Genomic DNA, 25,791 nt, shown 5'->3' with positions numbered 1-25,791 from the left:
CAGCGCCGAAAGTAGTTGGGGGTCTCCCCCTGTGAGGATAGGACGTTGCCAGGCCAACGCGAAAGACGATCAAGCATCCGCTTGGTCGTCTCTTTTTGTATATATATGTCGTATTTAATTCGGATGGGAAGGTGTCTAAATGACTCGAAAACCTAAACATAATCCTTTTACATTTATGGAGACGCTTGAGCAACATGTGCGAGAAGGACGGGTTTCTTTTCATGTACCTGGCCATCACAATGGAACGGTGAGAGATGAAAAGCTTCCAACGGCCTTCCAAAAAATTATGCCATATGACTTAACAGAGCTTGGTCACTTGGATGATTTACACCATGCGGAAGGTATTATTTTAGAAGGTGAAAAGGCATTAGGATCCCTTTACCAGAGTAAAAGCAAATGGTTGGTAAACGGCTCTACTGCAGGGAATTGGAGTCTATTAGCAGCAACCGTAAAACGGGGAGAACGAGTGTATGTACAACGTAATTCCCACAAATCGGTTTGGAACGCCATTGAGTGGCTTGGTCTAGAACCGATTTTACTCACACCGGAATTAGACAGAGGAAGTAGTTTGCCTACTGTCATTTCACTAGAAACAATTCAGGATGCTGTCTTGCAGTATCCAGGAGGAAAAGCGCTTCTCCTAACATCTCCCACTTATTACGGAGACATGGCAAACATTCAGCAAATCAGTGCTTACTTGCGTCCGTTAAATATTCCCCTATTAGTAGATGAAGCACACGGCGCTCATTTGATTCATCCTACATTTCCAAAGCGATCAGCTATCTTCGAGGGGGCTAGCGCAGTCGTACAATCAGCCCACAAAACATTGCCCGCTCTCACGATGGGGGCATGGATTCATTATAAAGAAGAAATCGATGAAAAACGTCTCTTTCATGCGCTTTCATCTTTCCAAACATCTAGCCCATCTTACTTGATTATGGCCTCGCTTGATTACGCCCGAGAGTACCTCGAAAACTTGAGTGACCGGGATTGGACTCATATTCAAACGAGTCATTTTTCATTCATCATGGAAATGAGACGTGCTGGGTTTTCAATCAAAGTGGGCGATGACTTCACCAAGATGACTGTGTTAACATACCCTAAAAATGGTCTGATCTTTAGCCAGCATTTAGCGTCAATCGGTATTGACGTGGAACTGGCTGCAGAAGATCACGTGTTATTCTGCTTGCCGTTAAGGGAATTAAAAAACCAAGAGATTCAACATTGGGTCAAACTGATTAAAAATGCATCGCAGCACGTCCCGCTCATTGTTGAAGATGAGACAATCTATCCTTACCCGATGACTGAACGCGTTTCGTTGTTGCGTTCTATATCGGACGACGCTGATATTGAACGTCTACCGTTTGAGCAAGCGATTGGTTCTGTTGCGGCAGAGACCGTTATTCCGTATCCGCCGGGGATTCCCTGGATTCTAAGAGGAGAAGTCATCACAGACGAGAAAATCCGAGTTTTGAATGAATGGATTTCATTAGGACGGAACCTGCAGGCAAGTAGACATGTTATGATGAAACAAATTGATGTTATCGTAGAGGAGTTTTAAGCGTGAAAGGTATGTTTATTACTGTGGAAGGACCAGATGGTTCTGGGAAAACAACACAGCTACAATTGTTAGTTCAGTCATTGACTGAACAAGGGTATGAAGTGGTCGTCACCCGAGAGCCAGGGGGAACGAAGGTCGGAAACAGTATTCGAGAAGTCTTGCTCTCGCCACAACATGATGAGATGACGCCTCGAGTCGAAATGATGCTCTATGCCGCATCCCGAGCTCAAAACATTGACCAAGTGATTCGACCGGCTCTCCACCGTGGAGCAGTTGTCGTATGTGATCGATTTGTGGATGCCTCGATTGCGTATCAAGGCTATGGGCTCCAATATGATTTGTCACAAATTTTGTCGTTAAACGACTGGGCGACTGCTGGGATCAAACCAGATTTGACGTTTCTCTTTGACTTGACCCCGGATCAAGCGAGCCATCGCATGAAAGATAGAGGCCAATTAGATCGAATCGAGAGCCGTGATGAGTCTTTCCATCAACGCGTATACGAAGGATTTCAAATATTATTAGAGCAACATCCAGAACGAATGGTACGTATTGATGCGAACGCCTCGATTGAAACCATTCAGGATGAAGTGTTAGATATTACGTTAGAACGATTAAAAGAAAGAGGAGTGATGCAATGATGAAGATGGTAATCGCGATTGTACATGATAAGGACAGTGCCCGCTTATCAGATGCTTTGATTGAAGAGGACTTCCGTGCAACGAAATTAGCCACAACGGGAGGTTTTTTGAAAGAAGGAAACACCACGTTTATGATTGGTGTACCGAAAGAGCGGTTAGATGACCTACTTGCGTTAATCAAATCAAACTGCTCGAGCAGGGATCAAATGATCACGCCGATTTCACCGATGGGTGGACACGCTGATTCATACATTCCTTATCCTGTAGAAGTCCAAGTTGGCGGAGCGACTGTGTTTGTCTTGCCGATTGAAGGATTTCATCAGTTTTAATGGGGAAGGTCACGAACATGAGTTTTCAGGAGTTATCAAAATCTCAAACGGTTATTGCGAAAGTGATTGAAAACTCGATCGTTGCTCAAAAGGTCGGTCATGCATATATCTTTTCAGGTGACTATGAACCGTACTTGATTGAAACGGCACAGCTGTTTGCGAAATCCCTTTTTTGCGAGTCGCCTGACGGGGTAGAACCCTGCGGTAACTGTCGAAACTGTAGACGAATGGATTCGGGAAACCTTGTCGACTACATGGAAGTCGAACCGGATGGAGCCAGCATTAAGAAAGAACAGGTGCAACAGTTATTGAGTGACTTGTCTTTACGTGGTGCAGAAGGTGACCGTCAAGTGTATGTGATTCACCAAGCCCATAAGATGACGCCACAAGCCGCCAACAGCCTATTGAAGTTCTTTGAAGAGCCAGGTGTAGGGAAACTAGCCATCTTGGTAACAACTCAGCCACAACTTCTCTTACCGACGATTCGTTCGCGAGCTCAGCATTTAGTATTCCGACCGATTGATCGAGAACGGCTTGTGGAAACGTTGGTCGCAGACGTGCAATGTACGAGCGATTTAGCGCGTCTTGCTTTAGAGACATATCCGAAATTCGAAGACGCGCGTGAGGCGCTTCACAACGACTGGTTTGTACAGGCGTATGGGCTAGTGGTACAATTAGTTGAAGTATTGACAAAACGCCCGCAAGAATTGCTTTTATTCGCCCAAGAAAAATGGCTCGGTCATTTTAAAGGGCGGAATGAATTGCGAGTCGGTCTCGAGCTGTTCGGAAATTGGTTGGAGCAAGCGCTCCACTTCAAAGTGCGAACAGACTATGTCCCGGAGTTGTTTACGAGAGAACAAGCGCTATATACCGCGTTTGTAAAAGATCGTCCGGTTCATAAAATCGTCCATGCTATTGAATCTGTCCATGAGGCGATTCGACGACTAGAGGCAAACGTCAATCCTCAATTAACGTTCGAACGGTTAACGTTCGATTTGCAGAAAGGATAGGAGAGCGTGCTTGAAGTAGTCGGAGTCCGTTTTAAAGAAGCGGGAAAAATCTATTACTTTTCACCAGGCGAAGCAACGCTTGAACGTGGGGACCATGTCATCGTAGAGACGGTACGAGGCATCGAGTACGGTGAAATCGTCCAAGTTGGTAAACAACTAGGTGAAGACGAAGTGGTTTTACCGCTAAAGACAATCCTTCGTGTCGCTGATCATAAAGATGCCGAAATCGTACAAGATAATCGATTGGCCGCTTTTGACGCTCACGCCGTCTGTGAAGAAAAAATTCGTGAACATCGACTTGAGATGAAGTTAGTAGATGTTGAGTATACATTCGATCGTAATAAAGTCATCTTTTATTTCACGGCAGAAGGCCGTGTTGATTTCCGTGAGCTCGTTAAAGATTTAGCGAGTGTGTTTCGGACTCGAATCGAGCTTCGCCAAATCGGGGTTCGAGATGAAGCGAAACTGCTGAGCGGAATCGGACCTTGTGGCCGTGTGTTGTGTTGCTCCTCGTTCTTAGGGGAATTTGAACCGGTATCCATTAAGATGGCCAAGGATCAGAACCTATCCTTGAACCCGAACAAAATCTCCGGTGTATGCGGTCGTCTCATGTGCTGTCTAAAATACGAGAACGATACGTATGAAGAATTAAAGCGGGATTTGCCAGACGTCGGAAAACGAATCAAAATTCCAGAAGGTGACGGACGTGTCATCGGTCTCAACATCTTGGATCAATTGATTCAAGTCGAGTTGAATGATCGGACCCGTGTTGTGACGTATACAATCGACGAACTCGTCGAAGTCGGTGCAGTCAAACGAAAACCGTCGAAACAGTGATGGGGTGCTGAGCAGTGGAAAGAATGGATAAAAAGGAAGTCATGATGCGGGTCGATGCGATCGAGCAACAGATGCAATTGTTGACGGAGCATTTAGGGGTGCTCAAAGAGCAACTCGCCTATTTGCTCGAAGAAAACCAACACATGTATCTCGAGAACCATCATCTGCGCGAAAAAGTAGAACAACTCGCAGAAGTCGAGACACCTAACGGAGATCCTCAAATTGCCTTGTCTGGAAAAGGACAAAATAACTTGGCGGCGTTATACCAAGAAGGGTTTCATATCTGCAATTTGCACTATGGACAAGTCAGGAAAGACGGGGATTGTCTCTTCTGTATGTCAATGCTAAATAAACATTAATAAGGGGCGATAGACGGGTATATACTCGTCCGTCGCCTTTGTACGTTATGTAGGAGGGAAATGGCGTGACTGTAAAACAAGGTGAACGTCTTGATGATTTGTTAGGACGTCCCGGAAAAATCATTCAAAGTGATGATGTATTTTCGTTTTCATTGGATGCGGTGTTGCTGGCTGAATTTGTGTGGGTCCCGATTCAAAAAGGAAGACTCGTTGATTTATGCGCCGGTACGGGGGCTATTCCGCTCTTTTTATCGTATCGGACGAAAGGAACGGTGACAGGACTTGAAATCCAGCCCCGTCTCGTTGATATGGCGAATCGAAGCATTGCCGTTAACGATTTAAGTGACAGACTGCACATCCTTGAAGGCGATGTGAAACATGCGACCAGCGTACTAGGGCATGCTCGTTATGACGTTGTCACGTGCAACCCACCTTATTTTTTAGCAAACGAAACTTCGCTCCGTAATCAAAATGAACATCATACGATTGCACGTCATGAAGTGCTTTGCACGTTAGAAGACTGTATCCGCTCAGCCAGTCAACTCGTCAAACCGGGTGGGAAGGTAGCCTTCGTCCATCGACCGGAGCGATTACTCGATATTCTAACGCTCATGCGGGCGTATCGGATTGAACCGAAACGAATGCAACTCGTTTACCCGAAACAAGGCCGAGACGCAAATACACTTTTAATAGAGGGGTCGAAAGATGGAAAAGCAGGGCTCACAATCTTACCTCCGTTTGTCGTTTATGAGGAAGATGACACGTATACGAGCGACATGCGGGCCATCCTCGATGCGTAAGCACTTTGCCTATATTCTCGAGTGTAGCGATGGCACATACTATACCGGATATACGACGGATGTAGATAAGCGGATGGACGTGCACAACAGCGGTAAAGGTGCGAAATATACGCGAGCGCGTCTCCCGGTGACGTTACGATATGTCAGGTCGTTTGCGACCAAACGTGAAGCCATGCAGTACGAATGGTCCATCAAACAACTCACGCGGGCTCAAAAACAGCAATTGATGGAGGGAACGAGTAATGAACTCACAGAAAAGTTATCAGACTGATGGGCCCACGCTCTATGTTGTGCCGACGCCGATTGGAAATCTAGAAGACATGACGTATCGAGCGGTTCGAATTCTAGGAGAAGTTGATTTGATTGCGGCCGAAGACACACGCCAAACGATGAAGCTCTGTCGCCATTTCGGCATTGAGACGAAACTAGTCAGCTACCATGAGCACAATAAGCACGTGAGTGGCCCGCGCTTAATCGAAGACATCGAGGCCGGCAAATCAGTCGCCGTCGTCTCAGACGCGGGCATGCCGGGGATCTCGGACCCGGGGAGTGACCTCGTGCGATTGGCCATTGAAGCGAAGCTCCCTGTCGTCGTGCTTCCTGGAGCGAACGCGGCGTTGACGGCTCTTGTCGCCTCTGGTCTTGCGACCGAGCGGTTTTTGTATTACGGATTCTTGCCACGTAAAAAGAAAGAGCGGCTCGATGTGTTATCTTCTTTGCAATATGAACCGGGCACCATCATTTTTTATGAAGCGCCACATCGGTTAAAAGAGATGCTGACCGGGATTCAGGACGCGTTCGGCAATCGGCAACTCGTTCTCGGACGAGAGTTGACGAAAACGTTTGAAGAGTTTTTACGCGGGACGGTAGAAGAAGCGCTTGTTTGGTGTGAAGGTGAGGTACGTGGTGAGTTCGTCGTCATGGTGGCTGGTTCGACGGAAATAGCACCGACACACGATTGGTGGGAGGCGTTATCGCCGCTCGAACACGTCGATCGTTATATCGAAGACGGATTGAAGCCGAACGCCGCTATCAAACAAGTTGCTAAAGAGCGCGGTTTATCACGTGGCGAGGTGTACGACGCCTATCATCAAGTCGACAAAAAAGAGTAAGCAAGGAATTCCTTACTTACTCTTCGCTGTAGTAGTTTTCGAGCATGTTTTTCAACTCGACGAGAACGCGTTGTGCGCCTTCTGGTGAAAGGATCAATTTACCGTCAGCCAACTTGAAGTTGTCATCCGATACTTCGCCCGTCACTTGGCAAGTCATGTTCGGTTTGTATTTTTTCAACACGATTTGATCGTTGTCGACGTAGATTTCAAGAGCGTCTTTCTCAGCGATCCCGAGTGTGCGGCGCAATTCGATTGGAATGACGACACGACCGAGCTCATCAACTTTCCGTACGATACCTGTAGATTTCATTTTGTGTTTCCTCCTCCAATGGTGTCGAAATCTCTTGGTGACATGAGTCGTCAAAATTCGACAATGTTACTACAGCAAAAAGCATACTAAACTTTCCAATTGCAGTCAACTGCTTACTATTGGAAATCTAGATTTTCGAAAATTGGCGATATGAGAACGATATATACCTAAAATTCCCCGAAAGTTAGGACATGAAACAAAGAAAGGGTTTTTTTGGAACATTTTTTATGAGGTAATAACAAAATAATTCCAAACAATTGGTTTGGAAATTCTTTTGTCGAACCGTGTATAATGGAAATTGCAAATGTCGAAAGGATGGAGAACATACAATGGCGAAGCCTACTTTTTATATTACGACTCCGATTTACTATCCGAGTGCCAAACTACACATCGGTCACGCCTATACGACGGTGGCTGGCGATGCAATCGCACGTTATAAGCGTCTGAAAGGATTTGACGTCCGTTATTTGACGGGAACAGACGAGCACGGTCAAAAAATTCAGGAAAAAGCGAAAGAAGCTGGCGTGACGCCGCAAGCGTTTGTCGACGAAGTCGTTAAAGACATCAAAGTGTTATGGGACCGTCTTGAAATCTCATACGATGATTATATTCGTACGACCGATGCCCGCCACAAGGCCGTCGTCGAGCACGTATTCGAGACGCTTCTGAAAAACGATGACATCTATCTCGGTGAATACGAAGGGTGGTATTCGATCCCTGATGAAACGTATTACACGGAGTCACAGCTCGTTGATGGGAAGAGCCCTGACAGCGGTCACCCGGTCGAGCTTGTACGCGAAGAGTGCTATTTCTTCCGTCTCAGCAAGTACGCCAATCGTTTAATCGAGTACTTCGAGTCGCACCCTGACTTCATCTTGCCAGAATCGCGCAAAACCGAGATGATCAACAACTTCTTGAAGCCGGGCCTCCAAGACTTGGCCGTCTCACGGACGACGTTTGACTGGGGTGTCCAAGTGCCATCGAACCCGAAACACGTCGTGTATGTATGGGTCGATGCTCTCACGAATTACATCTCTGCCCTCGGCTATGGGTCGGACAACGACGAGTTGTTCAACCGCTATTGGCCAGCCGACGTGCACTTGGTCGGAAAAGAAATCGTCCGGTTCCATACGATCATTTGGCCGGCGTTGCTCATGGCGCTAGACCTTCCATTACCGAAACAAGTTTTCGCACATGGTTGGTTGCTCATGAAAGACGGCAAAATGTCGAAATCAAAAGGCAACGTCGTCGACCCGATTCCACTGATCGATCGCTACGGACTCGACTCACTCCGCTACTATCTTCTTCGTGAAGTTCCATTCGGAGCGGACGGCACGTTCACACCGGAAGCGTTTGTGGATCGCTTGAATTTTGACCTTGCCAATGACCTCGGTAACCTGCTCAACCGGACCGTGGCCATGATTAAGAAGTATTTCGATGGCGAGATCCCTGCTTATGCGGGCAACGTAACAGCGTTTGATGCCTCGCTTCTTCAAGTTGTCAATGAGACGACAGAGAAGACGGAAGCGGCCATGGAACACATGGAGTTTTCCGTCGCGCTCACAAGCATTTGGCAACTCGTGAGCCGTGCCAATAAATATATCGATGAGACGCAACCGTGGGTCCTTGCGAAGGACGAAGCGAAGCGTGGTGAACTCGCATCCGTGATGACGCATCTGGCCGGCGTACTTCGCCATGTGGCGGTCATGATTCAACCGTTCATGACACGGGCACCGAAAGAAATGTTCCGCCAGCTCGGTCTTGAAGGAAAAGACATGTCATGGGAAGCGCTCGATACGTTTGCGGCCTTCGATGGAGCGGTCGTCACCGACGGGACACCGATTTTCCCACGTCGTGATGTAAAAGAAGAGATCGATGCAATTCAGGAAATGATGCGTCAAGCATCGAAAGCACGTGTCGAGGAAGCCGAAGTGGAGGCGAGCGATGCTGAGGATGAGGACGTCCGTCCAGAAATCACGATTGACGTCTTTGACCAAGTCGAGTTCCGTGTCGGTCAAATCGTCGAGGCCGATAAAATCAAGAAGGCGAAGAAGCTGTTGAAGCTTCAAGTCGACCTTGGTAGCGAGACACGTCAAATCGTCTCAGGCATTGCCGAATGGTATGCGCCAGAAGACTTGGTCGGGAAGAAAGTCATCGTCGTCGCCAATTTGAAGCCGGTCAAACTACGTGGCGAGTTGTCACAAGGGATGATTTTAGCGGCTGATAAAGACGGCAAGCTTGAGCTTGCGACCGTATCTGAGAATATGCCGAACGGGGCCGTCGTCAAATAATCGTTTGGGGGAGACTTCGGTCTCCCTCTTTGTCTATATAAGGAGGAAGCACCATGTTGATTGATACGCATACCCATATCAATGCCGAGCAGTTCAATGAGGATGTCGAGGCGACAATCGAGCGGGCTCGTGCCGCGGGCGTTTCCCCGATGCTCGTCGTCGGATTCGATAACCCGACCATCACGCGGGCAATCGAGCTCGCGGAAACGTATGAGGATATCTATGCCATCGTTGGCTGGCATCCGGTTGATGCCGTCGATTGTACGGATGCTGATTTGAAGAGAATCGAGACGCTAATGGCTCATCCGAAAGTGATGGCGCTCGGGGAAATTGGTCTCGATTACCATTGGGACAAGTCGGAGAAAGATATCCAACAACGCGTGTTCCGGCAACAAATCGCTATCGCGAAGCGGACGAACATGCCCATCGTGATTCATAATCGGGAAGCGACAGCCGACGTGCTCGATATTTTAGAGGAAGAACATGCCGAAGAGGTAGGCGGCGTGTTCCATAGTTACAGCATGTCCGTCGAATTGTTGGAACGCTGTCTGCGCTTGAACTTCTATATCTCTCTCGGAGGACCAGTGACGTTCAAAAACGCTAAAGTCCCGAAGGCGGTGGCGCAACAAGTCCCGCTCGATCGGCTCCTTGTCGAGACGGACTGCCCGTATTTAACGCCGACGCCGTTCCGTGGTAAACGGAACGAACCCGCTTACGTCACGTACGTCGCCGAAGAGATTGCATCGCTACGTGACATGTCCTACGACGCGCTCGCTGAAGCAACGACAGCCAATGCGAAGCGCCTATTCCGTCTCCCATGATGTTCAGGCGCATCATCTTGAGTATTGGTGTCGTAGCGACGGCAGTGTTCGCCTATATGGCGATGCAGCCTGAACCGATCACCATCGTCGACGACGGCGTGACAACCGTGCATGAAAGCCGCGGCGATTCGGTGCTAGAAGTGCTTGACGAGACCGGTATCGTGATCGACGAGGCGGATATGGTGACTCCCGCCTTAAGTGCCGACGTCCCGACGGATCGAGTGATTCATATCGAACGAGCTCGTACCGTGTCGCTTCAAATCGGTTATGGCCAGGTCGAGACGATCGAGACGCGTGAACGGACCGTCAAAGACGTGTTGCTTCGTTATGGAGTGAGTGTACGCGAAGGGGACGACGTGTACCCGGGCGTACGTGCACCGGTCACATCAGGGATGACGATTCGCTACCAGCCTGTCGTCGCCCTCGATGTCATCGTCGGGGACGAGGCGAAGACCTTGTATACGATGGCTCAAACTGTCGAACAGGCGTTACGGGAGGCGAATGTGACGGTTTCTGACCAAGATACGGTCGTCCCGGCTCTCACGACACCGGTACGGGATGGAATGACCATCAGCGTCAATGTGAGTCGAGACGTCGTACAATATGAGAGTCGTCTCATCCCGTTTGAAATCGTCATGGAAGAGGACGATACGCTCGAATTTGGAGAGACCGAAGTCGTGCAAGTCGGCATCCCGGGACTCGAACGGACGCGGTATGCACTGACAGTGGAAAATGGTACAATTACAAATCGGACCGAAACGAGCGTGGAAACGCTACAAAGCGTACGCCCTCAAATCATTAAACGTGGGACGAAAGTCGTGGCCGAACCGGAGATTGAACCGGCAACGAATCAAGAAACGACCGCCACGGCCGAACCGTCGAGTCCGTTTCGAGAGGAAGCAGAGATTAAAATCGAAGAGACACCTCGTGCCGAGGATGCGCTGGACTTCACTTCCGCGAAACAACTTCTCGTCGAAGCGACCGCGTATACGAACAATGCAGAAGACACGGTCACATTTGATGACAGGGTTCTGACCCGTAGTGGTTATGATGTGACGGATACGATTTTGTATGAAGGGATGCGAATCATTGCTGTCGACCCCGCTATTATTCCTCTTGGCACACGTGTGTACGTTGAAGGGTTTGGCATGGCGATTGCTTTAGATACAGGCAGTGCGATCAAAGGTCATAAAATTGACTTGATGATGGACACGAAAGAAGAAGCGGTAACGTTTGGGCGTCAGCCGCTCACGATTTGGGTTATCCCGAAGCAAGAAGAGAAAGAAGGAAACGATGATGCGTGAAAAAATACAAGAGGTGATTGTCGTCGAAGGTCGAGATGACACGACGCGGCTTCAAGAAGTATATGACGTCGATACGATTGAAACGAACGGATCTGCCGTCTCGAAACAGACGATCGAACGAATCAAACGCGCCCAAGAAACGCGCGGCGTTATCATTTTGACGGACCCAGACTACCCGGGTGACCGAATCCGGGCCATCGTCGAGGAGCAGGTTAAAGGATGTAAGCATGCCTATTTACCTCGGGCCGAAGCGAAAGATAAACGTGGTAAGATTGGGGTCGAGCATGCTTCACCGGCAACGATTCGCCGTGTACTCGAAGCGGTGTATGAACAGCGAGTTGAGACTGACATGCCGCTCGTCACCCGCCAGATGGTGCTCGAAGCCGATTTGATTGGCGGAGCGGACGCTGCGCGCCGTCGTAAACGGCTCGGCGTGTTACTCCGAATCGGTGAACCGAACGCCAAACAGTTTGTAAAGCGCGTGGAAGCGTTACGGGTCACGATTGAGGAATGGGAACGGGCACTGGCTCAGTTAGAGGAGGAAAATCATTGAAAGACATTGCAACAATCCAACGCACGAAATCAATTCTAGAACGTCACGGCTTCTCTTTCAAAAAGTCGCTTGGGCAGAACTTTTTAATCGATTTAAATATTTTGAATAAAATCGTGGATGCCGCGGAGCTGGGAGAGGCGAGCGGGGTTCTTGAAATCGGTCCCGGCATCGGGTCATTGACGGAACAGTCTGCCAAGCGGGCTAAAAAGGTCGTCGCCCTCGAAATCGACCAACGTCTGCTTCCGATTCTGCAAGATACGATGTCTCCTTATCCACATGTGCATGTCATCCACGGCGATGCCCTCGAGCTCGATATTCAAGACATCGTCGAGCGTGAGTTTTTCAGTCAAGGAATCGAAGACATCTCGGTTGTGGCGAACTTGCCGTATTATGTGACGACGCCGATTATCATGCGCTTACTGGAAAGCCAAATCAAGTTCCGTTCACTCGTCATGATGATTCAAAAAGAAGTTGCCGAGCGCATTGGAGCGAAGCCTGGGACGAAAGCATACGGTTCTCTCTCGATTGCGATCCAATATTACGCGGAGGCGAACGTGAGCTTTATTGTTCCAAAAAGCGTGTTCATGCCGGCCCCGAACGTCGATTCAGCGGTCATCACGTTGAAGATGCGTCCCAAACCGGCGGTCGACGTGAAAGATGAAGCCTTCTTCTTCGAGCTTGCCCGGGCCAGTTTCGCACAACGTCGAAAAACGATCTTAAATAACTTGACGAATCACCTCGGGAAAGACAAAAAAATGGAAATCGAACAGTTTTTAGGTGAAGCCGGAATCGACCCGAAACGGCGAGGCGAAACGCTTTCGCTTGAGGAGTTTGCACGGTTAGCTGACACAATTTTACCACTTAAAAACAGTTGACGACCGGATAACGAATCGATATAATATTAATCTTTATTTTTGTTTTTGAATGTGTTATACTTGTAGCAGTGAGGTGAAGCGTATGCCAAAGACGTTGCAAGAAATCAGACAGAAACTCGAATCGCATGTTGGAGAACGATTGACGTTGAAAGCAAACGGCGGTCGTAAGAAAGTCGTTACTCGGTTTGGAACGCTCGTTGAGACGTATCCCGCGGTGTTCGTCGTCAAATTGGATGAAGACCATCATAACGTGGAACGTGTCTCATATAGCTACGCTGATGTCCTAACGGATACAGTTAAAATTGAATTCAGTAATTGAACGATAAATGAGGGGCGGATGCATTGGCAGCTGCTTCTTTTTTTGTGCGCTCGTTTACGGTACAATGGCGAACAGGAGATACATGGGAAGGGTGAACGATATGCGCACGATCAGTGTGAAAGCGCCGGCAAAAATCAACTTGACGCTCGATGTCCTTGGGAAGCGGACAGATGGCTATCATGAAGTGGAAATGGTAATGACGACAGTAGACTTATCGGACCGGTTAGAATTGACTGTGCTCGATACAGATGAGATTCGGATTCAGTCCGAGCATGCCTACGTGCCGAACGACCATCGAAATTTGGCTTATCGTGCGGCTGAGCTGTTACGGAAGCGATTCAATATCAAACAGGGTGTCGAAATTGTATTAGATAAGCAAATCCCAGTGGCGGCAGGGTTAGCTGGCGGCTCGAGCGATGCGGCGGCTACACTTCGGGGTATGAACGAATTGTTCGACCTTGGCCTCTCGTTAGAAGAGTTGGCCGAACTCGGAGCCGCCGTCGGATCGGACGTATCGTTTTGTGTCATGGGAGGAACTGCCATCGCGCGCGGACGCGGCGAACAGCTGGAGACGATTCCGTCACCGCCGCCGTGCTACGTCGTATTGGCGAAGCCGAAAATCGGAGTGTCGACGGCTGACGTCTATCGTGCCGTGCAGATGGAAAAGATTGTGCATCCGAACACCGAGGCGATGGTCACGGCGATTCGGCATCGAAATTTCGCTGGCATCTGCTCACATCTCGGAAACGCCCTCGAGGCGGTCACGCTCGAACTTCATCCGGAAGTTCGCCAAATCAAAGAGACGATGCTGCACTGCGGAGCGGATGGTGTCCTCATGAGCGGCAGCGGTCCAACGGTATTCGCATTGATTGAGCACGAGCAAAAAGCACATCGTGTCTATAATGGACTGAAGGGATTTTGTTCTGAAGTGTTCGTCGTTCGGATTCTCGGCAAAAAACATTGAACAAAGACGAATGAGAATGATATATTCTGTTTAGAACATTCGTCTATTATTGAAGAAGTGAAGGGGAATCCGTATGAAAATTCGTAGAAGTGGTCGTCTAGTCGATATGACCCGTTATTTGCTGGACCATCCACACCAGCTCGTCTCATTATCGATGTTTTCGAGTCGTTATAAAGCAGCCAAATCATCCATCAGTGAAGATTTGGTCATCGTCAGTGAAATGCTTTCGCATGATGGCACGGGAAAACTCGTCACAGTGCCAGGGGCAGCCGGCGGCGTCATGTTCATTCCAGGCTGGAGCAAGGAAAAGTCGCTCTCGATGATTGACGGCCTATGTGAGCAATTGTCGAAACCGGAACGGTTGCTTCCGGGAGGCTATCTCTATTTGACAGATGTCCTCGGGAACCCGCGTCAAGTGAAGCCGATGGGGCAAGTCTTCGCCTCTGTGTTCGCCGATCGTAAAGTTGACGTCGTCATGACGATCGCGACAAAAGGGATTCCGCTCGCGTACGCTGTCGCCGAGCAACTTGGTGTCCCGTTCGTCATCGTTCGTTCTGACAGTCGTGTCACCGAAGGTTCGACGGTCAGCATCAACTACGTATCAGGCTCGTCAAAGGCGATTCGCACGATGGCGCTCGCTCGTCGCAGCTTGCCGCGTGGCGCGAACGTCTTGTTGATTGACGATTTCATGAAAGCGGGCGGTACGATTCGCGGGATGATGAGTCTCTTGAATGAGTTCGAGGCGAACCTCGCGGGTGTCGGTGTCCTCATGGAAGCGGAAGGCGCCGAGAAGAAGATGGTAAGCGAATACGTCAGTTTGATGAAATTGACGAACGTCGATTCGGATGAAGGACTCGTCACCATTTCGCGAGGAAACGTCGAACAGTTCTTAAAGTGATTGGCAAAAATTTGATTTCGTTTTATGATGAAAGGGTATAAGATTCGTACGAAGTCAATCGGTTCGCTTGGAATCATCTCAACCTTTTAGAAGGTACACCACGGTCTAGACAACGATGAAAAGGGGATGCAAAACATGCAGATCACAGACGTAAAAATTCGCAAAGTCGCGACGGAAGGTAGAATGAAGGCACTGGCCTCCATTACACTCGACCATGAATTTGTGGTACACGATCTTCGAATCATTGAAGGGAGTACCGGTCTTTTCGTAGCGATGCCGAGCAAGCGGACGCCAGAAGGGATTTTCCGCGATATCGCTCACCCGATTAATGGAGATATGCGTCAAAAAGTCGAGGCGGCTGTTCTAGAGGCGTACGGCCAAGAGGACGTCGCTATTGCCGAGACGCAAGCACGATACAATGCCATGAATGAGTAATCTTTGACAGCGGATGGGGACCCTTCCGCTGCCTTTTTACGTTTCATTGGTTACGAATGGTTACAACGGTTGAAACCACGTCACGGTTTCGATATAGTAGATACGGTGTAAATAAGATTTGAATGTAGAAGAAAACCGAACAATTGAGTACATTACAGTCGATATGAGATAGGAGCGAATCAAGAATGGATCGTTTTGCAGTCATTTTGGCAGCAGGTAAAGGGACCCGCATGAAGTCGAAGCTATATAAAGTGCTTCATCCGGTCCTCGGAAAACCGATGGTCGAACACGTCGTCGATCAACTCGACAAAATCGGGGTCAGTCGTCAAATCGTCATCGTCGGCCATGGGGCTGAAGCGGTACAAGAGACGTTGGGCTCACGCGTGGAATATGCGGTCCAAGAAGAACAGCTCGGGACAGGTCATGCAGTGCAGATGGCAGAAAGCGAACTCGCAGGCAAACCGGGCGCAACGCTCGTCGTTTGCGGCGACACACCACTGTTGACAGCGGAAACGCTCGAGGCGCTGTTGGCTCATCATGAAGCCCAGCAAGCGAAAGTGACAGTACTGACAGCCATCGCTGACGATGCGACAGGATATGGTCGCGTCATCCGTGGGGAAGACGGAAACGTCACAAAAGTCGTCGAGCATAAAGATGCGTCTGACACTGAACTAGAAATTCGTGAAATCAACACAGGCACGTACGTGTTCGATAACGAGCTCTTGTTTGATGCATTGAAGCAAGTCGGGAACAACAACGCTCAAGGTGAGTACTACTTGCCGGACGTCATCTCGATTGCGAAAGAAGCAGGCGAAGTCGTGGCAGCATACACGGCGCCGACATTCGATGAAACGATCGGCGTCAACGACCGTGTCGCTCTTTCACAAGCTGAAGCGGTCATGCGCAAGCGGACGAACGAACGCCTCATGCGTGAAGGTGTCACATTCATGGATGCAGCTTCGACATACATCTCACCAGATGCCGTCATTGGTTCGGATACGATCATCTATCCAGGGACGGTCATTCTCGGGAAAACGATTATCGGTTCAGAGTGCGTGATTGGTCCAAATTCAGATATCCGCAATAGCGTCATCGAAGACGGTGCGACGGTTCGTCAATCGGTCGTGAGTGACAGCCGTGTCGGAACTGAAGCACAGGTCGGGCCGTTCGCCCACCTTCGTCAACAAGCAGTCCTCGGCGCGAATACGCGCGTCGGTAACTTCGTGGAAATCAAAAAATCAACGTTCGGAGACGGTGCGAAAGCATCACATCTCAGCTATATCGGAGATGCTTCGATCGGGGAACGAGTCAACCTCGGCTGTGGCTCGATCACGGTCAACTATGACGGCAAGAACAAGTTCGAAACGGTCGTCGAAGCCGATGCATTCGTCGGCTGCAATGTGAACTTGATTGCTCCGGTGAAAGTCGGGAAAGGCTCAATTGTAGCAGCCGGTTCGACGATCACGGATGACGTTCCTGAAGAGGCGCTTGCGATTGCACGCGAACGCCAAACAAATAAAGAAGGTTACACGAAACGATAAGTTGCTGCCTATTATTATGGAAAACGATGGAGGAGAATCCTAAACATGTCTACTGTATATGAACGTGAAATTCGCCTATTTAGCTTAAACTCAAACCGCCCACTCGCCGAAGAGATTGCCAAGGAAATTGGCATCCCGCTCAGCGATTGCCAAGTGAAGCGGTTTAGCGACGGAGAACTTTACATCAACATCGAGGAGAGCGTGCGAGGCGATGATGTGTACATCATTCAATCGACGAGCTCACCGGTGAACGAAACGCTCATGGAGTTACTCGTCATGATCGATGCGTTGAAACGAGCATCGGTTCGGACGATTAACGTGGTCATGCCATACTACGGTTACGCTCGCCAAGACCGCAAGGCGCGCTCACGTGAGCCGATCACAGCGAAACTTGTCGCTGATTTATTGACGGTTGCAGGTGCCACGCGTTTAATCACGATGGACTTGCATGCTGCTCAAATCCAAGGTTTCTTCAATATCCCAGTAGACCAATTATTAGGTGTTCCACTCATCTCGACGTATTTTGAGACAGATGAATTTAAAGCGAAAGACATTGTCGTCGTTTCACCGGACCACGGTGGCGTCACGCGTGCCCGTAAGCTTGCCGAACGCTTGAAGGCTCCAATCGCCATCATCGACAAGCGTCGTCCTGAAGCGAACGTGGCTGAAGTCATGAACATCGTCGGCAGCGTTGAAGGCAAGACGGCCATCTTGATTGATGACATCATCGATACGGCTGGAACAATCACGCTTGCGGCCGATGCCATCGTCCAAGCTGGTGCAAAAGAAGTGTACGCCTCGTGTACACACCCAGTCTTATCTGGACCGGCGATGGAACGGATCGACAACTCGTCAATCAAAGAACTCGTCGTTTTGAACACAATCGATTTAGAAGGTCGCGAATGTTCGAGCAAAATCAAGCAGATGTCGGTTGCCCGTTTGCTTGGGGAAGCGATCATGCGTGTCCACGAGCACAAATCGGTGAGCACGCTGTTCGATTAAAAAACGAGGCCCGAAGGCGTTCGCCTTTGGGCTTTTTTGTTCAGGAGGAATAAGATGAAATGTATCGTCGGCCTCGGGAATCCAGGCAAAAAGTATGAGATGACCCGTCACAACGTCGGTTTTTTAGCGATTGATCGCTTAGCTGACAAACATGGGATTCAACTTGATGAAGCCAAGTTTAAAGCATTGATCGGAACGGGAAGAATCAATGGAGAACGTGTCGTCCTCGTCAAACCGCTCACCTACATGAATCTATCAGGGGAGTCGGTACGTCCGATTTTAGATTATTATAAGATTGAGATTGATGACTTGCTCGTCATTTATGACGACTTGGACATGGTGCCAGGGAAACTGCGATTCCGTCCGAAAGGCAGTGCCGGTGGACATAACGGCATCAAGTCGCTGATTCGACACCTGGGAACCCAAGATTTCAAACGTCTGAAACTCGGCATCGGTCGTCCGCCGCATCCGATTAAAGTCGTCGATTGGGTGCTCATGAACTACCGGAAAGAAGATATGGCAGAATTGAATGATACGCTCGATCAAGCGGTGTCCGCCGCGACTGATTTTGTGGACACGGAATGGATCGCGCTCATGAATCGATATAACTAAAGGGTCAACGTACCCTTTTTTGTCGTATGAGGTGGAGGAAATCAAAATGAATGCTTTAGAGAAATTCATGTTGGCATTGCCTGAGACGAATGTGATTCGGGAGCGGTTGCCAAAAGTTGATCGTCAACTCGTCACCGGATTGACGACGAGTGCCAAAGCGCTCGTGTTGGCAGGTTTGGCGAAAAATTCGCCCCGACGTCTCGTGGTCGTCACACATAACATGTACCAAGCCCAAAAAATGTACGATCAGCTCGAGTCGCTCGTCGGCCCGAGTCAAACATTGCTTTATCCGATCGATGAGACGCTCGCTGGAGAACTGTCACTCACATCGAGCCCAGAACTTCTTGCCGCACGGATTGAAGCTCGAACACGTCTCCTTGACGAAACGGGAGGCGTCCTTGTCGTGCCACTCGGTGGGTTACGTCGCTTTATTCCGAGCCCGACGGACTGGCGGGCAAGCCATCGAGTCATCAAACCAGGTCAAGAGCTTGATTTGAAGCCGTTTGCCGAGACGCTGATCACGCTCGGATATGAACGAACGGCTACCGTCACCGCACCGGGTGAATTCTCCGTCCGCGGTAGCATTTTAGATGTCTATCCGCTCACGGAGGCGCGTCCGTATCGCATCGATTTGTTCGACACCGAGGTCGATTCGATTTTTACGTTTGATGCTGAGACACAACGCTCACTAGGGGTCGTCGCCGAAGCGGTCATTCCCCCGGCGACCGAGTTTATCGCTTCGACAGAACAATTGAAAAAAGCTAGACAGGCACTCGAACGTCAATATGATCGGACGCTCTCGTTGATTGAGACGGAGACGATTCGTCAAGCACTCGAGGACGGGATTGCCCGGGACATCGAACAGTTCGGCCGAGGTGAGGCGCCCGAAAAAGTTGGAAAGTACACGCCGCTGCTATATAGCTCGACACTCCTCGACTATGTCGGACCGGATGCTGTTTTGATTTTAGATGAAGTGGCCCGGATTGAAGACGCCGCCGACGTGCAAGATCGCGAGGAAGCCGAATGGTTCTCGTCGCTCATCGAACGCGGGGAATCCGTCAGCAACTATACGCTTGCCGTCCCGATGCATAAAGTGTTTCGTGATTTGAAGCAAGTGGCGTTCTCGCTCCTCCCGTCGAGACGGTCGGGGATTCCGGAAACGAACACGGTCCACCTCAGTTGCCGTCCGCTCCCGGCGTTTCACGGGCAGATGCACTTGCTGAAGCAAGAAGTCGAACGTTGGCAACAAGGTGACCATCGTCTCGTCTTCTTAGCAGGGGATCAAACGCGGGCCGACAAGGTGGTAGCATTACTTGAAGACTATGGCATCTCGTCAACGTTCACAAATGTGGACGGCGAGTTGTTGCCGCGTCATGTCCACGTCATGATTGGACAAATCGAGGGCGGATTCGAGCTCTCGACGAGTCGCCTCGTCGTCGTCTCCGAAGAAGAGCTGTTCAAACGCGTCACGAAGCGAAAACGTCAGACGAAGAATTTGACGAACGCCGAACGGATTAAAAGTTATCAAGAGTTGAAGCCGAACGACCACGTCGTCCACATCCATCACGGGATCGGGAAGTACCTAGGCATCAAAACGATTGAAGTCGGCGGCATTCATCAAGACTACTTACATCTCGTCTATGCCGGTGACGATGCGCTCTACGTCCCGGTCGACCAAATCGATCTCGTCCAAAAGTACGTCGGGGCGGAAGGCAAAGAGCCTAAGATATATAAACTCGGTGGGACCGAGTGGAAGAAGGTCAAATCGAAAGTCGCCAAATCGGTCGAAGATATCGCCGACGAGCTGATCAAGCTGTACGCGGCGCGGGAAGCGTCCGTCGGTTATGCGTTCCCGCCCGATGACGAGGAGATGAGTCAGTTTGAAAGCTCGTTCCCGTACGCAGAGACAGAAGACCAGGTCCGTTCCATCGCCGAGATCAAAGCCGATATGGAACGATCACGGCCGATGGACCGTCTCCTTTGTGGCGATGTCGGTTACGGAAAGACGGAAGTGGCGATTCGAGCCGCGTTCAAAGCCGTGCTCGCTGGGAAGCAAGTCGCGTTCCTCGTGCCGACGACCGTACTCGCACAACAGCACTACGAGACGATGCTCGAACGGTTCAGTGAGTTTCCAATCAACGTCTCGGTCATGAGCCGTTTCCGCTCAAAAAGCGAGATGGCGGCAACAAAGAAAGGTCTAAAGGAAGGGACGATTGACGTCGTCGTCGGGACGCACCGCGTCTTGTCGAAAGATGTGACGTTCGCCGACCTCGGACTCGTCATCATCGATGAAGAGCAACGGTTCGGGGTCAAACATAAAGAACGGCTCAAACAGTTGAAGACAAATATCGACGTCTTGACGCTGACGGCGACACCGATCCCGCGGACGCTCCACATGTCGATGATTGGGATTCGGGACTTGTCGGTCCTCGAGACACCGCCGGAGAACCGCTACCCGGTGCAGACGTACGTCATGGAATACGACGGTATCGTCTTGCGTGAGGCACTCGAGCGTGAACTCGCGCGAGGCGGGCAGGCGTTCTTCCTCTATAACCGGGTCGAAGGTATCGAGCGGAAGGCTGAAGAGATTCGCGCTTTGTTACCGGAAGCACGGATCGCGACGGCACACGGTCGGATGACCGAGACCGAACTCGAGAGCCAGCTTATCAGCTTCCTCGAAGGAGAAGCCGACGTGCTCGTCTCGACGACGATCATCGAGACCGGCATCGATATTCCGAACGTGAACACGCTCATCGTCCACGATGCGGACAAGATGGGACTGTCACAGTTGTACCAGTTGCGCGGTCGTGTCGGCCGTTCCAACCGAATCGCCTACGCCTACTTCACGTATCGGAAAGATAAACGCTTAACCGAGGTCGCGGAGAGCCGGCTACAGGCCATCAAGGAGTTCACGGAGCTCGGGAGCGGGTTCAAGATTGCGATGCGCGACTTATCGATTCGCGGTGCCGGCAATCTGCTCGGGGCCCAACAGTCCGGGTTCATCGATTCGGTCGGATTCGACTTATACTCGCAAATGTTGTCCGAAGCCATCGAAGAACGGAAAGACCGGATGCGCGGCCAGGCGAAACAAGTCGTCTTCAAACCGGAGATCGCGTTCCAAGCGGACGCGTATATCCCGGACGAGTATTTGTCAGACAGCGAATTGAAAATCGAGATGTACAAACGCTTCAAATATGTCGATACACCAGAGGCGCTGTTCGCCCTCCAAGACGAGTTGATCGAACGGTTCGGGGAATTCCCGGAGCCTGTCGCCCTCCTCATCCAACTGACGCGTCTGCGCATTTATGGGGAAATGGCGAAAGTGGCCCGCATCAAACAGACGCCGGGTCGCATTGAGATGGTATTGTCGCTCGAATCGACGACAGCGCTCGACGTGCCGTCGTTCATGGAATGGACGATGCCGCTCGGTCGGAAACTTGGCGTCGGTCAAGACAACGGTGCTCTCAAGTTGTCGCTTAGCGGCAGGATGCCGGTCATCGAACTGTTGAACGATGCCGATACGGTACTCGAGGAGCTTGTGAAGAGGTTGGCGCATGCGGTCGCCAAGTAAATTTGCGACCGGGGTCGTCTTATTTGCGCTTGCGGGCTATCTTTCAAAATTCATCAGCTTCGCTTATCGGGTCCCGTACCAAAACATCGCGGGAGACTTTGGCTTATACGCCTATCAGACGGTATACCCGTTTGCTGCGATCGTCGCCTCGCTCGGCATGTATGCGATGCCGGTCGTGATTGCGAAAATTGGTGTCGGGGCCCAAGGGCCAAGACGCAAGCTCGAGGTGTTGTGGGGGAGTTTTTATGTCTTACTCGGCCTCGGCTTCGCCCTTGTCGTCGCGATGTGGATGCTCGCACCGGCGATTGCCCGTCTTCTCGGTGACATGCAGCTCGCACCGACGTTACGCGTGATCAGCCTCAGCTATTTGCTTATGCCCGCGTTGGCGGTGCTCCGCGGTTCGTTCCAATCGGTCGATGACTTAAGGCCGAGCGCCATCTCGCAAGTGCTCGAGAACCTTGTCCGTGTCACAGTTCTGCTCGTCGCTCTGTTGATTGGTGTCCGCTTTGGACAAGACGCCTATACGCTGAGCCGGTACGCGTACGCGGCGACGCTCGTCGGAGGTGTGGTGGCGATTATCATCTTATCGTTGTGGACGAAGAAGCTGCGGGTCGTCCCGGTCCAACGTGCGACGTTGCGGTCTGTCCTTCGTATTTTACTGACGACCGGCTTTGCCGTTGGCTTCGCCTCGCTCGGGATTTTATGGATGCAACTCGTCGACTCGTTCACGATTGTCAATCTAATGGGTGGGGACTACGCCGCGAAAGTCGGCAAAGGGGTATTTGACCGAGGCTATCCGCTCGTTCAATTCGCGATTCTTTTCACGACGGCGCTCGGAATGGCAAACGTCCCGAACTTGGTGCGGCATTATCGTGCCGGTCGTATCGAAGCGACCTCTTCCGGACTCAGTTCGATGATTCGCGTGACGACAACGGTCGCCGCTGCGGCCACAATCGGCTTGATGGGTGTCATGCTTCCATTAAACATTGCCTTATTCGAAAATGCCGCTGGGACAATGGCACTCGTTCTGTTGGCGACAAGTACGTTTGCTGCTTCGCTTGCCGTGGCGAGTATGACGTGCCTACAGGCGATTGACCGGGAACGGACGGCCACTGTCGGTATGATCCTCGCGATCGGTGTTAAACTCGTCAGCAATCTGTGGCTCGTCCCTCCCTATGGCATCGAAGGGGCTGCCCTCGGGACATCCCTTGCCTTTTTAACGATGGCCGCCTTCAATTTCAATCGGCTCGATCAAATTATTCCGCTTGGCATGCTCCGATTTCGACACTATGGGCGTCTCATCAAAACGGTGGCGCCAATGGGAGGTGTCTTGTTCGGTTTGAATGTCATCATAATGAACTGGCTGCCAAATCGTCTCGATGCCCTCATCTGGCTCGTCTTCATGCTCGTGCTCGGGGCCGGCATTTATGTCTGGCGGTTATGGAAAGAACAAATCTTGACGATAGACGAGTGGGAAATGATCCCGTTCGGAGGTCGTCTCATCAATCTGCTAGAAAAAAAGGAGAACTGATATGAGTTACGGAATTACGGTCGTCGGCCTCGGGTCTGGCGAACTTGATCAACTACCGCTCGGTGTCTATCGTCATTTGAAGCAGCAACCGCTCGTTTGGTTGCGCACGAAAGAACACCCTGTCGTCAGCGAACTTGAGGCGGAAGGCGTGACGTTCGAATCGTTTGATGCGATTTACGAAGCGAGTGACACGTTCGAGGACGTCTACCGACAAATCGTTGAGACGTTGCTTGAAAAGAGTGAAGAGCTAGCCATCACCTATGCCGTACCGGGACATCCGTTCGTGGCGGAGCGGACGGTCGAATTGCTCGTCGAACAAGGTGCGGACGTCACGTTTCTCGGCGGTCAGAGCTTTTTGGACGCCATGTTCCAAGCCCTCCGCATCGATCCCATCAACGGCTTCCAATTACTCGATGCGACCGCGCTCGATGTCGAACGGATTCAAGTGACTCAACACGTATTGATTGGTCAAGTGTATGACGGGTTCGTGGCCGGAGACGTGAAAGTCCAGTTGATGGAACGTTATCCAGATGAGCACATCGTTAAACTCGTGACGGCCGCCGGGACGAAACGCGAGCGGGTCAGTGAAATCCCGCTCTACGAGATGGACCGCGTGGCAGAAGTCGACAACTTGACGACGCTCTATGTGCCGCCGCTCATGGATGAGACGCATTTGGCGCGCGAGTTTTCGACGTTGAAGCATATCATTGCGACGCTCCGCGGACCGGACGGGTGCCCATGGGATCGGAAGCAGACGCACGAGTCGCTCCGCAAATATTTGCTTGAAGAAGCATATGAGTTGATTGAAGCGATTGACGCGGAAGACGATGATGCCATTGTCGAAGAGCTCGGTGACGTTTTGCTTCAAGTCATGCTCCACGCCCAAATCGGGGCGGACGAAGGCTATTTTGATATCCGGGACGTCATTGGCGCCGTCAGCGAGAAGATGGTCCGCCGTCACCCCCACGTGTTCGGTGACGTGACAGTAAACGATGCCGATGACGTCGTGACGAATTGGAATGCGATTAAACAAGTGGAAAAAGGGGAAAAGAGAAAATCGCAGCTAGATGGAGTTCTCATGACTCAACCTGGTTTGATGCGGGCCGAGCAATTGCAGAAGAAAGCTGCGCAAGTCGGTTTCGAATGGGACGATGTTCAAGGTGCGTTCGAGAAATTGGAAGAAGAACTCCACGAGTGGAGAAGTCAGCCTGAAGATGAACGAGAACTTGGGGATGTCCTCTTCTCAATCGTCAACGTGGCGCGCTATTTCAAGTTGAACGCCGAGCAGGCGCTCGAACGGACCAACCAAAAATTTAAGAGACGATTCGAATACATTGAAGCGAACGGCTCCCTCGACGAGATGACGCTCGACGAGATGGATCGGCTCTGGGATGAAGCGAAGGAGAAGGGATTATGAGATTAGACAAGTTTTTGAAAGTATCCCGTTTGATTAAACGGCGCACATTGGCGAAAGAAGTTGCCGACCAAGGCCGAATTCAGTTGAACGGACAAGTGGCGAAAGCGAGCACGGACGTCAAAGTCGGTGACGAGTTGCAAATTCGCTTCGGAAACAAGCTCGTCACGGTTGTCATCGACTCGATTGCCGAGCATGCTCGAAAAGAGGACGCGAAAGAAATGTACCGCTTGCTCAAAGAAGAAAAGGTGAACAGTGGTACGGAAGCGTAAAAAAAAGGTATACTGAACGTAACAGGACAGGAGGAAGGTGATTCGATGAATGGACGTAACCCGATGGAACGCAAACAGCGGATTCGGGCTCTTGATGAACGAAGAGAACAGCTGGAAAAAGAACAGAACCGGCAACGTATCCATCTTCGACGCCGCCTGGCTGCAGCCTCGCTTCTCTTTTTGTTGATGATTGTCTTCATCGGTCAGAGTTACTTCTCGAAAGTCGGATATGTGTCCGAGCAAGAACGGAAACAAAATGAAGCGCAAGTCGAACTTCGGGAAACGAAGGACGAACAGTCAGAACTAAAAGAGCAGGTCGAGCGTTTACAAGACGAAGAATACATCGCCAATCTAGCGCGCAACGAGTTGTTGTTCTCGAAAGATGGCGAGATTATTTTTTACTTCTCACCAGAGGAATAAGTGGGTTCG

The 25,791-nt window shown here is 50.5% G+C and carries 27 protein-coding genes; 26 read left to right on the top strand and 1 reads right to left on the bottom strand.

Annotated elements, in window-relative coordinates:
* Window positions 1-139 precede the first annotated feature (139 nt).
* From KNP06_RS14475 to rsmI, 9 genes are all read left to right on the top strand, one after another.
* Window positions 140-1,561 (top strand): aminotransferase class I/II-fold pyridoxal phosphate-dependent enzyme, encoded by a 1,422-nt coding sequence (locus KNP06_RS14475; protein ID WP_251131607.1) that lies wholly within the window; start codon window positions 140-142, stop codon window positions 1,559-1,561.
* Between the two features lie 2 nt (window positions 1,562-1,563).
* Window positions 1,564-2,202 (top strand): dTMP kinase, encoded by a 639-nt coding sequence (gene tmk, locus KNP06_RS14470; protein ID WP_214789473.1) that lies wholly within the window; start codon window positions 1,564-1,566, stop codon window positions 2,200-2,202.
* Complete coding sequence (locus KNP06_RS14465; protein ID WP_029594397.1) at window positions 2,202-2,531, top strand: cyclic-di-AMP receptor; 330 nt, start codon at window positions 2,202-2,204, stop codon at window positions 2,529-2,531. Before tmk ends, KNP06_RS14465 begins: the two co-directional genes overlap by 1 nt.
* Before the next feature lie 17 nt (window positions 2,532-2,548).
* Entirely contained in the window at window positions 2,549-3,541 is a 993-nt protein-coding gene (locus tag KNP06_RS14460) for a DNA polymerase III subunit delta' (protein ID WP_214712705.1), read from the top strand.
* Between the two features lie 6 nt (window positions 3,542-3,547).
* Window positions 3,548-4,378 carry a PSP1 domain-containing protein gene (locus tag KNP06_RS14455; RefSeq protein WP_214712704.1) on the top strand — a complete coding sequence of 277 codons (831 nt, stop codon included), beginning with the start codon at window positions 3,548-3,550 and terminating at the stop codon, window positions 4,376-4,378.
* Window positions 4,379-4,401: 23 nt separating this feature from the next.
* Window positions 4,402-4,737, top strand: coding sequence for a DNA replication initiation control protein YabA (gene yabA, locus KNP06_RS14450; protein ID WP_034781768.1), 336 nt, complete (start codon window positions 4,402-4,404; stop codon window positions 4,735-4,737).
* A 65-nt stretch (window positions 4,738-4,802) separates the two neighbouring features.
* Window positions 4,803-5,537 (top strand): tRNA1(Val) (adenine(37)-N6)-methyltransferase, encoded by a 735-nt coding sequence (locus KNP06_RS14445; RefSeq protein WP_034781771.1) that lies wholly within the window; start codon window positions 4,803-4,805, stop codon window positions 5,535-5,537.
* Window positions 5,530-5,808: a GIY-YIG nuclease family protein gene (locus KNP06_RS14440; RefSeq protein ID WP_034781773.1), complete on the top strand. Its 279-nt coding sequence runs from the start codon at window positions 5,530-5,532 to the stop codon at window positions 5,806-5,808. Before KNP06_RS14445 ends, KNP06_RS14440 begins: the two co-directional genes overlap by 8 nt.
* On the top strand, window positions 5,780-6,649 hold the full coding sequence (gene rsmI, locus KNP06_RS14435) for a 16S rRNA (cytidine(1402)-2'-O)-methyltransferase (RefSeq protein WP_214709874.1): 870 nt from the start codon (window positions 5,780-5,782) through the stop codon (window positions 6,647-6,649). Before KNP06_RS14440 ends, rsmI begins: the two co-directional genes overlap by 29 nt.
* Before the next feature lie 16 nt (window positions 6,650-6,665).
* Here rsmI and KNP06_RS14430 read toward each other — a convergent pair whose 3' ends face one another.
* Complete coding sequence (locus KNP06_RS14430) at window positions 6,666-6,959, bottom strand: transition state genes transcriptional regulator AbrB (protein WP_012727742.1); 294 nt, start codon at window positions 6,957-6,959, stop codon at window positions 6,666-6,668.
* Between the two features lie 329 nt (window positions 6,960-7,288).
* On the opposite strand from KNP06_RS14430, the gene metG reads away from it, so the two are divergent.
* From metG to KNP06_RS14345, 17 genes are all read left to right on the top strand, one after another.
* Window positions 7,289-9,250: a methionine--tRNA ligase gene (metG, locus tag KNP06_RS14425; RefSeq protein ID WP_214712703.1), complete on the top strand. Its 1,962-nt coding sequence runs from the start codon at window positions 7,289-7,291 to the stop codon at window positions 9,248-9,250.
* A gap of 53 nt (window positions 9,251-9,303) precedes the next feature.
* The gene (locus KNP06_RS14420) at window positions 9,304-10,071 is read left to right on the top strand and encodes a TatD family hydrolase (protein WP_214712699.1); all 768 of its coding nucleotides are present in this window, start codon (window positions 9,304-9,306) and stop codon (window positions 10,069-10,071) included.
* A 17-nt stretch (window positions 10,072-10,088) separates the two neighbouring features.
* On the top strand, window positions 10,089-11,375 hold the full coding sequence (locus tag KNP06_RS14415) for a 3D domain-containing protein (RefSeq protein ID WP_251131606.1): 1,287 nt from the start codon (window positions 10,089-10,091) through the stop codon (window positions 11,373-11,375).
* Window positions 11,368-11,928: a ribonuclease M5 gene (rnmV, locus tag KNP06_RS14410; RefSeq protein ID WP_034781784.1), complete on the top strand. Its 561-nt coding sequence runs from the start codon at window positions 11,368-11,370 to the stop codon at window positions 11,926-11,928. Before KNP06_RS14415 ends, rnmV begins: the two co-directional genes overlap by 8 nt.
* A complete protein-coding gene (gene rsmA, locus KNP06_RS14405; RefSeq protein ID WP_214712694.1) occupies window positions 11,925-12,803 on the top strand; it encodes a 16S rRNA (adenine(1518)-N(6)/adenine(1519)-N(6))-dimethyltransferase RsmA in 879 nt (292 codons plus the stop codon). The genes rnmV and rsmA overlap by 4 nt, the downstream gene beginning before the upstream one ends.
* 82 nt (window positions 12,804-12,885) lie before the next feature.
* A complete protein-coding gene (locus KNP06_RS14400) occupies window positions 12,886-13,122 on the top strand; it encodes a Veg family protein (RefSeq protein WP_021065751.1) in 237 nt (78 codons plus the stop codon).
* 100 nt (window positions 13,123-13,222) lie between these two features.
* The gene (ispE, locus tag KNP06_RS14395) at window positions 13,223-14,086 is read left to right on the top strand and encodes a 4-(cytidine 5'-diphospho)-2-C-methyl-D-erythritol kinase (protein WP_214712693.1); all 864 of its coding nucleotides are present in this window, start codon (window positions 13,223-13,225) and stop codon (window positions 14,084-14,086) included.
* Between the two features lie 73 nt (window positions 14,087-14,159).
* Entirely contained in the window at window positions 14,160-14,984 is an 825-nt protein-coding gene (gene purR / locus KNP06_RS14390; RefSeq protein WP_114165389.1) for a pur operon repressor, read from the top strand.
* A 135-nt stretch (window positions 14,985-15,119) separates the two neighbouring features.
* The gene (gene spoVG / locus KNP06_RS14385) at window positions 15,120-15,419 is read left to right on the top strand and encodes a septation regulator SpoVG (protein WP_034781793.1); all 300 of its coding nucleotides are present in this window, start codon (window positions 15,120-15,122) and stop codon (window positions 15,417-15,419) included.
* A 185-nt stretch (window positions 15,420-15,604) separates the two neighbouring features.
* Window positions 15,605-16,960, top strand: coding sequence for a bifunctional UDP-N-acetylglucosamine diphosphorylase/glucosamine-1-phosphate N-acetyltransferase GlmU (gene glmU, locus KNP06_RS14380; RefSeq protein ID WP_214712691.1), 1,356 nt, complete (start codon window positions 15,605-15,607; stop codon window positions 16,958-16,960).
* A gap of 45 nt (window positions 16,961-17,005) precedes the next feature.
* Window positions 17,006-17,962, top strand: a complete 957-nt coding sequence (locus KNP06_RS14375) for a ribose-phosphate diphosphokinase (protein ID WP_021065746.1) — start codon at window positions 17,006-17,008, stop codon at window positions 17,960-17,962.
* A gap of 54 nt (window positions 17,963-18,016) precedes the next feature.
* A complete protein-coding gene (gene pth / locus KNP06_RS14370; RefSeq protein WP_214712689.1) occupies window positions 18,017-18,574 on the top strand; it encodes an aminoacyl-tRNA hydrolase in 558 nt (185 codons plus the stop codon).
* Between the two features lie 46 nt (window positions 18,575-18,620).
* Complete coding sequence (mfd, locus tag KNP06_RS14365) at window positions 18,621-22,145, top strand: transcription-repair coupling factor (RefSeq protein ID WP_214789467.1); 3,525 nt, start codon at window positions 18,621-18,623, stop codon at window positions 22,143-22,145.
* A complete protein-coding gene (locus tag KNP06_RS14360; RefSeq protein ID WP_214712685.1) occupies window positions 22,129-23,676 on the top strand; it encodes a polysaccharide biosynthesis protein in 1,548 nt (515 codons plus the stop codon). The genes mfd and KNP06_RS14360 overlap by 17 nt, the downstream gene beginning before the upstream one ends.
* 1 nt (window position 23,677) lies before the next feature.
* Window positions 23,678-25,093 (top strand): bifunctional methyltransferase/pyrophosphohydrolase YabN, encoded by a 1,416-nt coding sequence (gene yabN / locus KNP06_RS14355; RefSeq protein ID WP_214712679.1) that lies wholly within the window; start codon window positions 23,678-23,680, stop codon window positions 25,091-25,093.
* Window positions 25,090-25,362: an RNA-binding S4 domain-containing protein gene (locus KNP06_RS14350; RefSeq protein WP_021065741.1), complete on the top strand. Its 273-nt coding sequence runs from the start codon at window positions 25,090-25,092 to the stop codon at window positions 25,360-25,362. The genes yabN and KNP06_RS14350 overlap by 4 nt, the downstream gene beginning before the upstream one ends.
* A gap of 45 nt (window positions 25,363-25,407) precedes the next feature.
* Window positions 25,408-25,782, top strand: a complete 375-nt coding sequence (locus tag KNP06_RS14345; RefSeq protein ID WP_034781803.1) for an FtsB family cell division protein — start codon at window positions 25,408-25,410, stop codon at window positions 25,780-25,782.
* The last annotated feature ends 9 nt before the right edge of the window (window positions 25,783-25,791 follow it).

The sequence above is a fragment of the Exiguobacterium sp. s21 genome (genome assembly GCF_018617975.1).
Taxonomy (GTDB): Bacteria; Bacillota; Bacilli; order Exiguobacteriales; family Exiguobacteriaceae; genus Exiguobacterium; species Exiguobacterium mexicanum_A.
The sequence above is the reverse complement of the archived record's forward strand: the minus strand, read 5'-3'. Positions and strand labels throughout refer to the sequence as shown.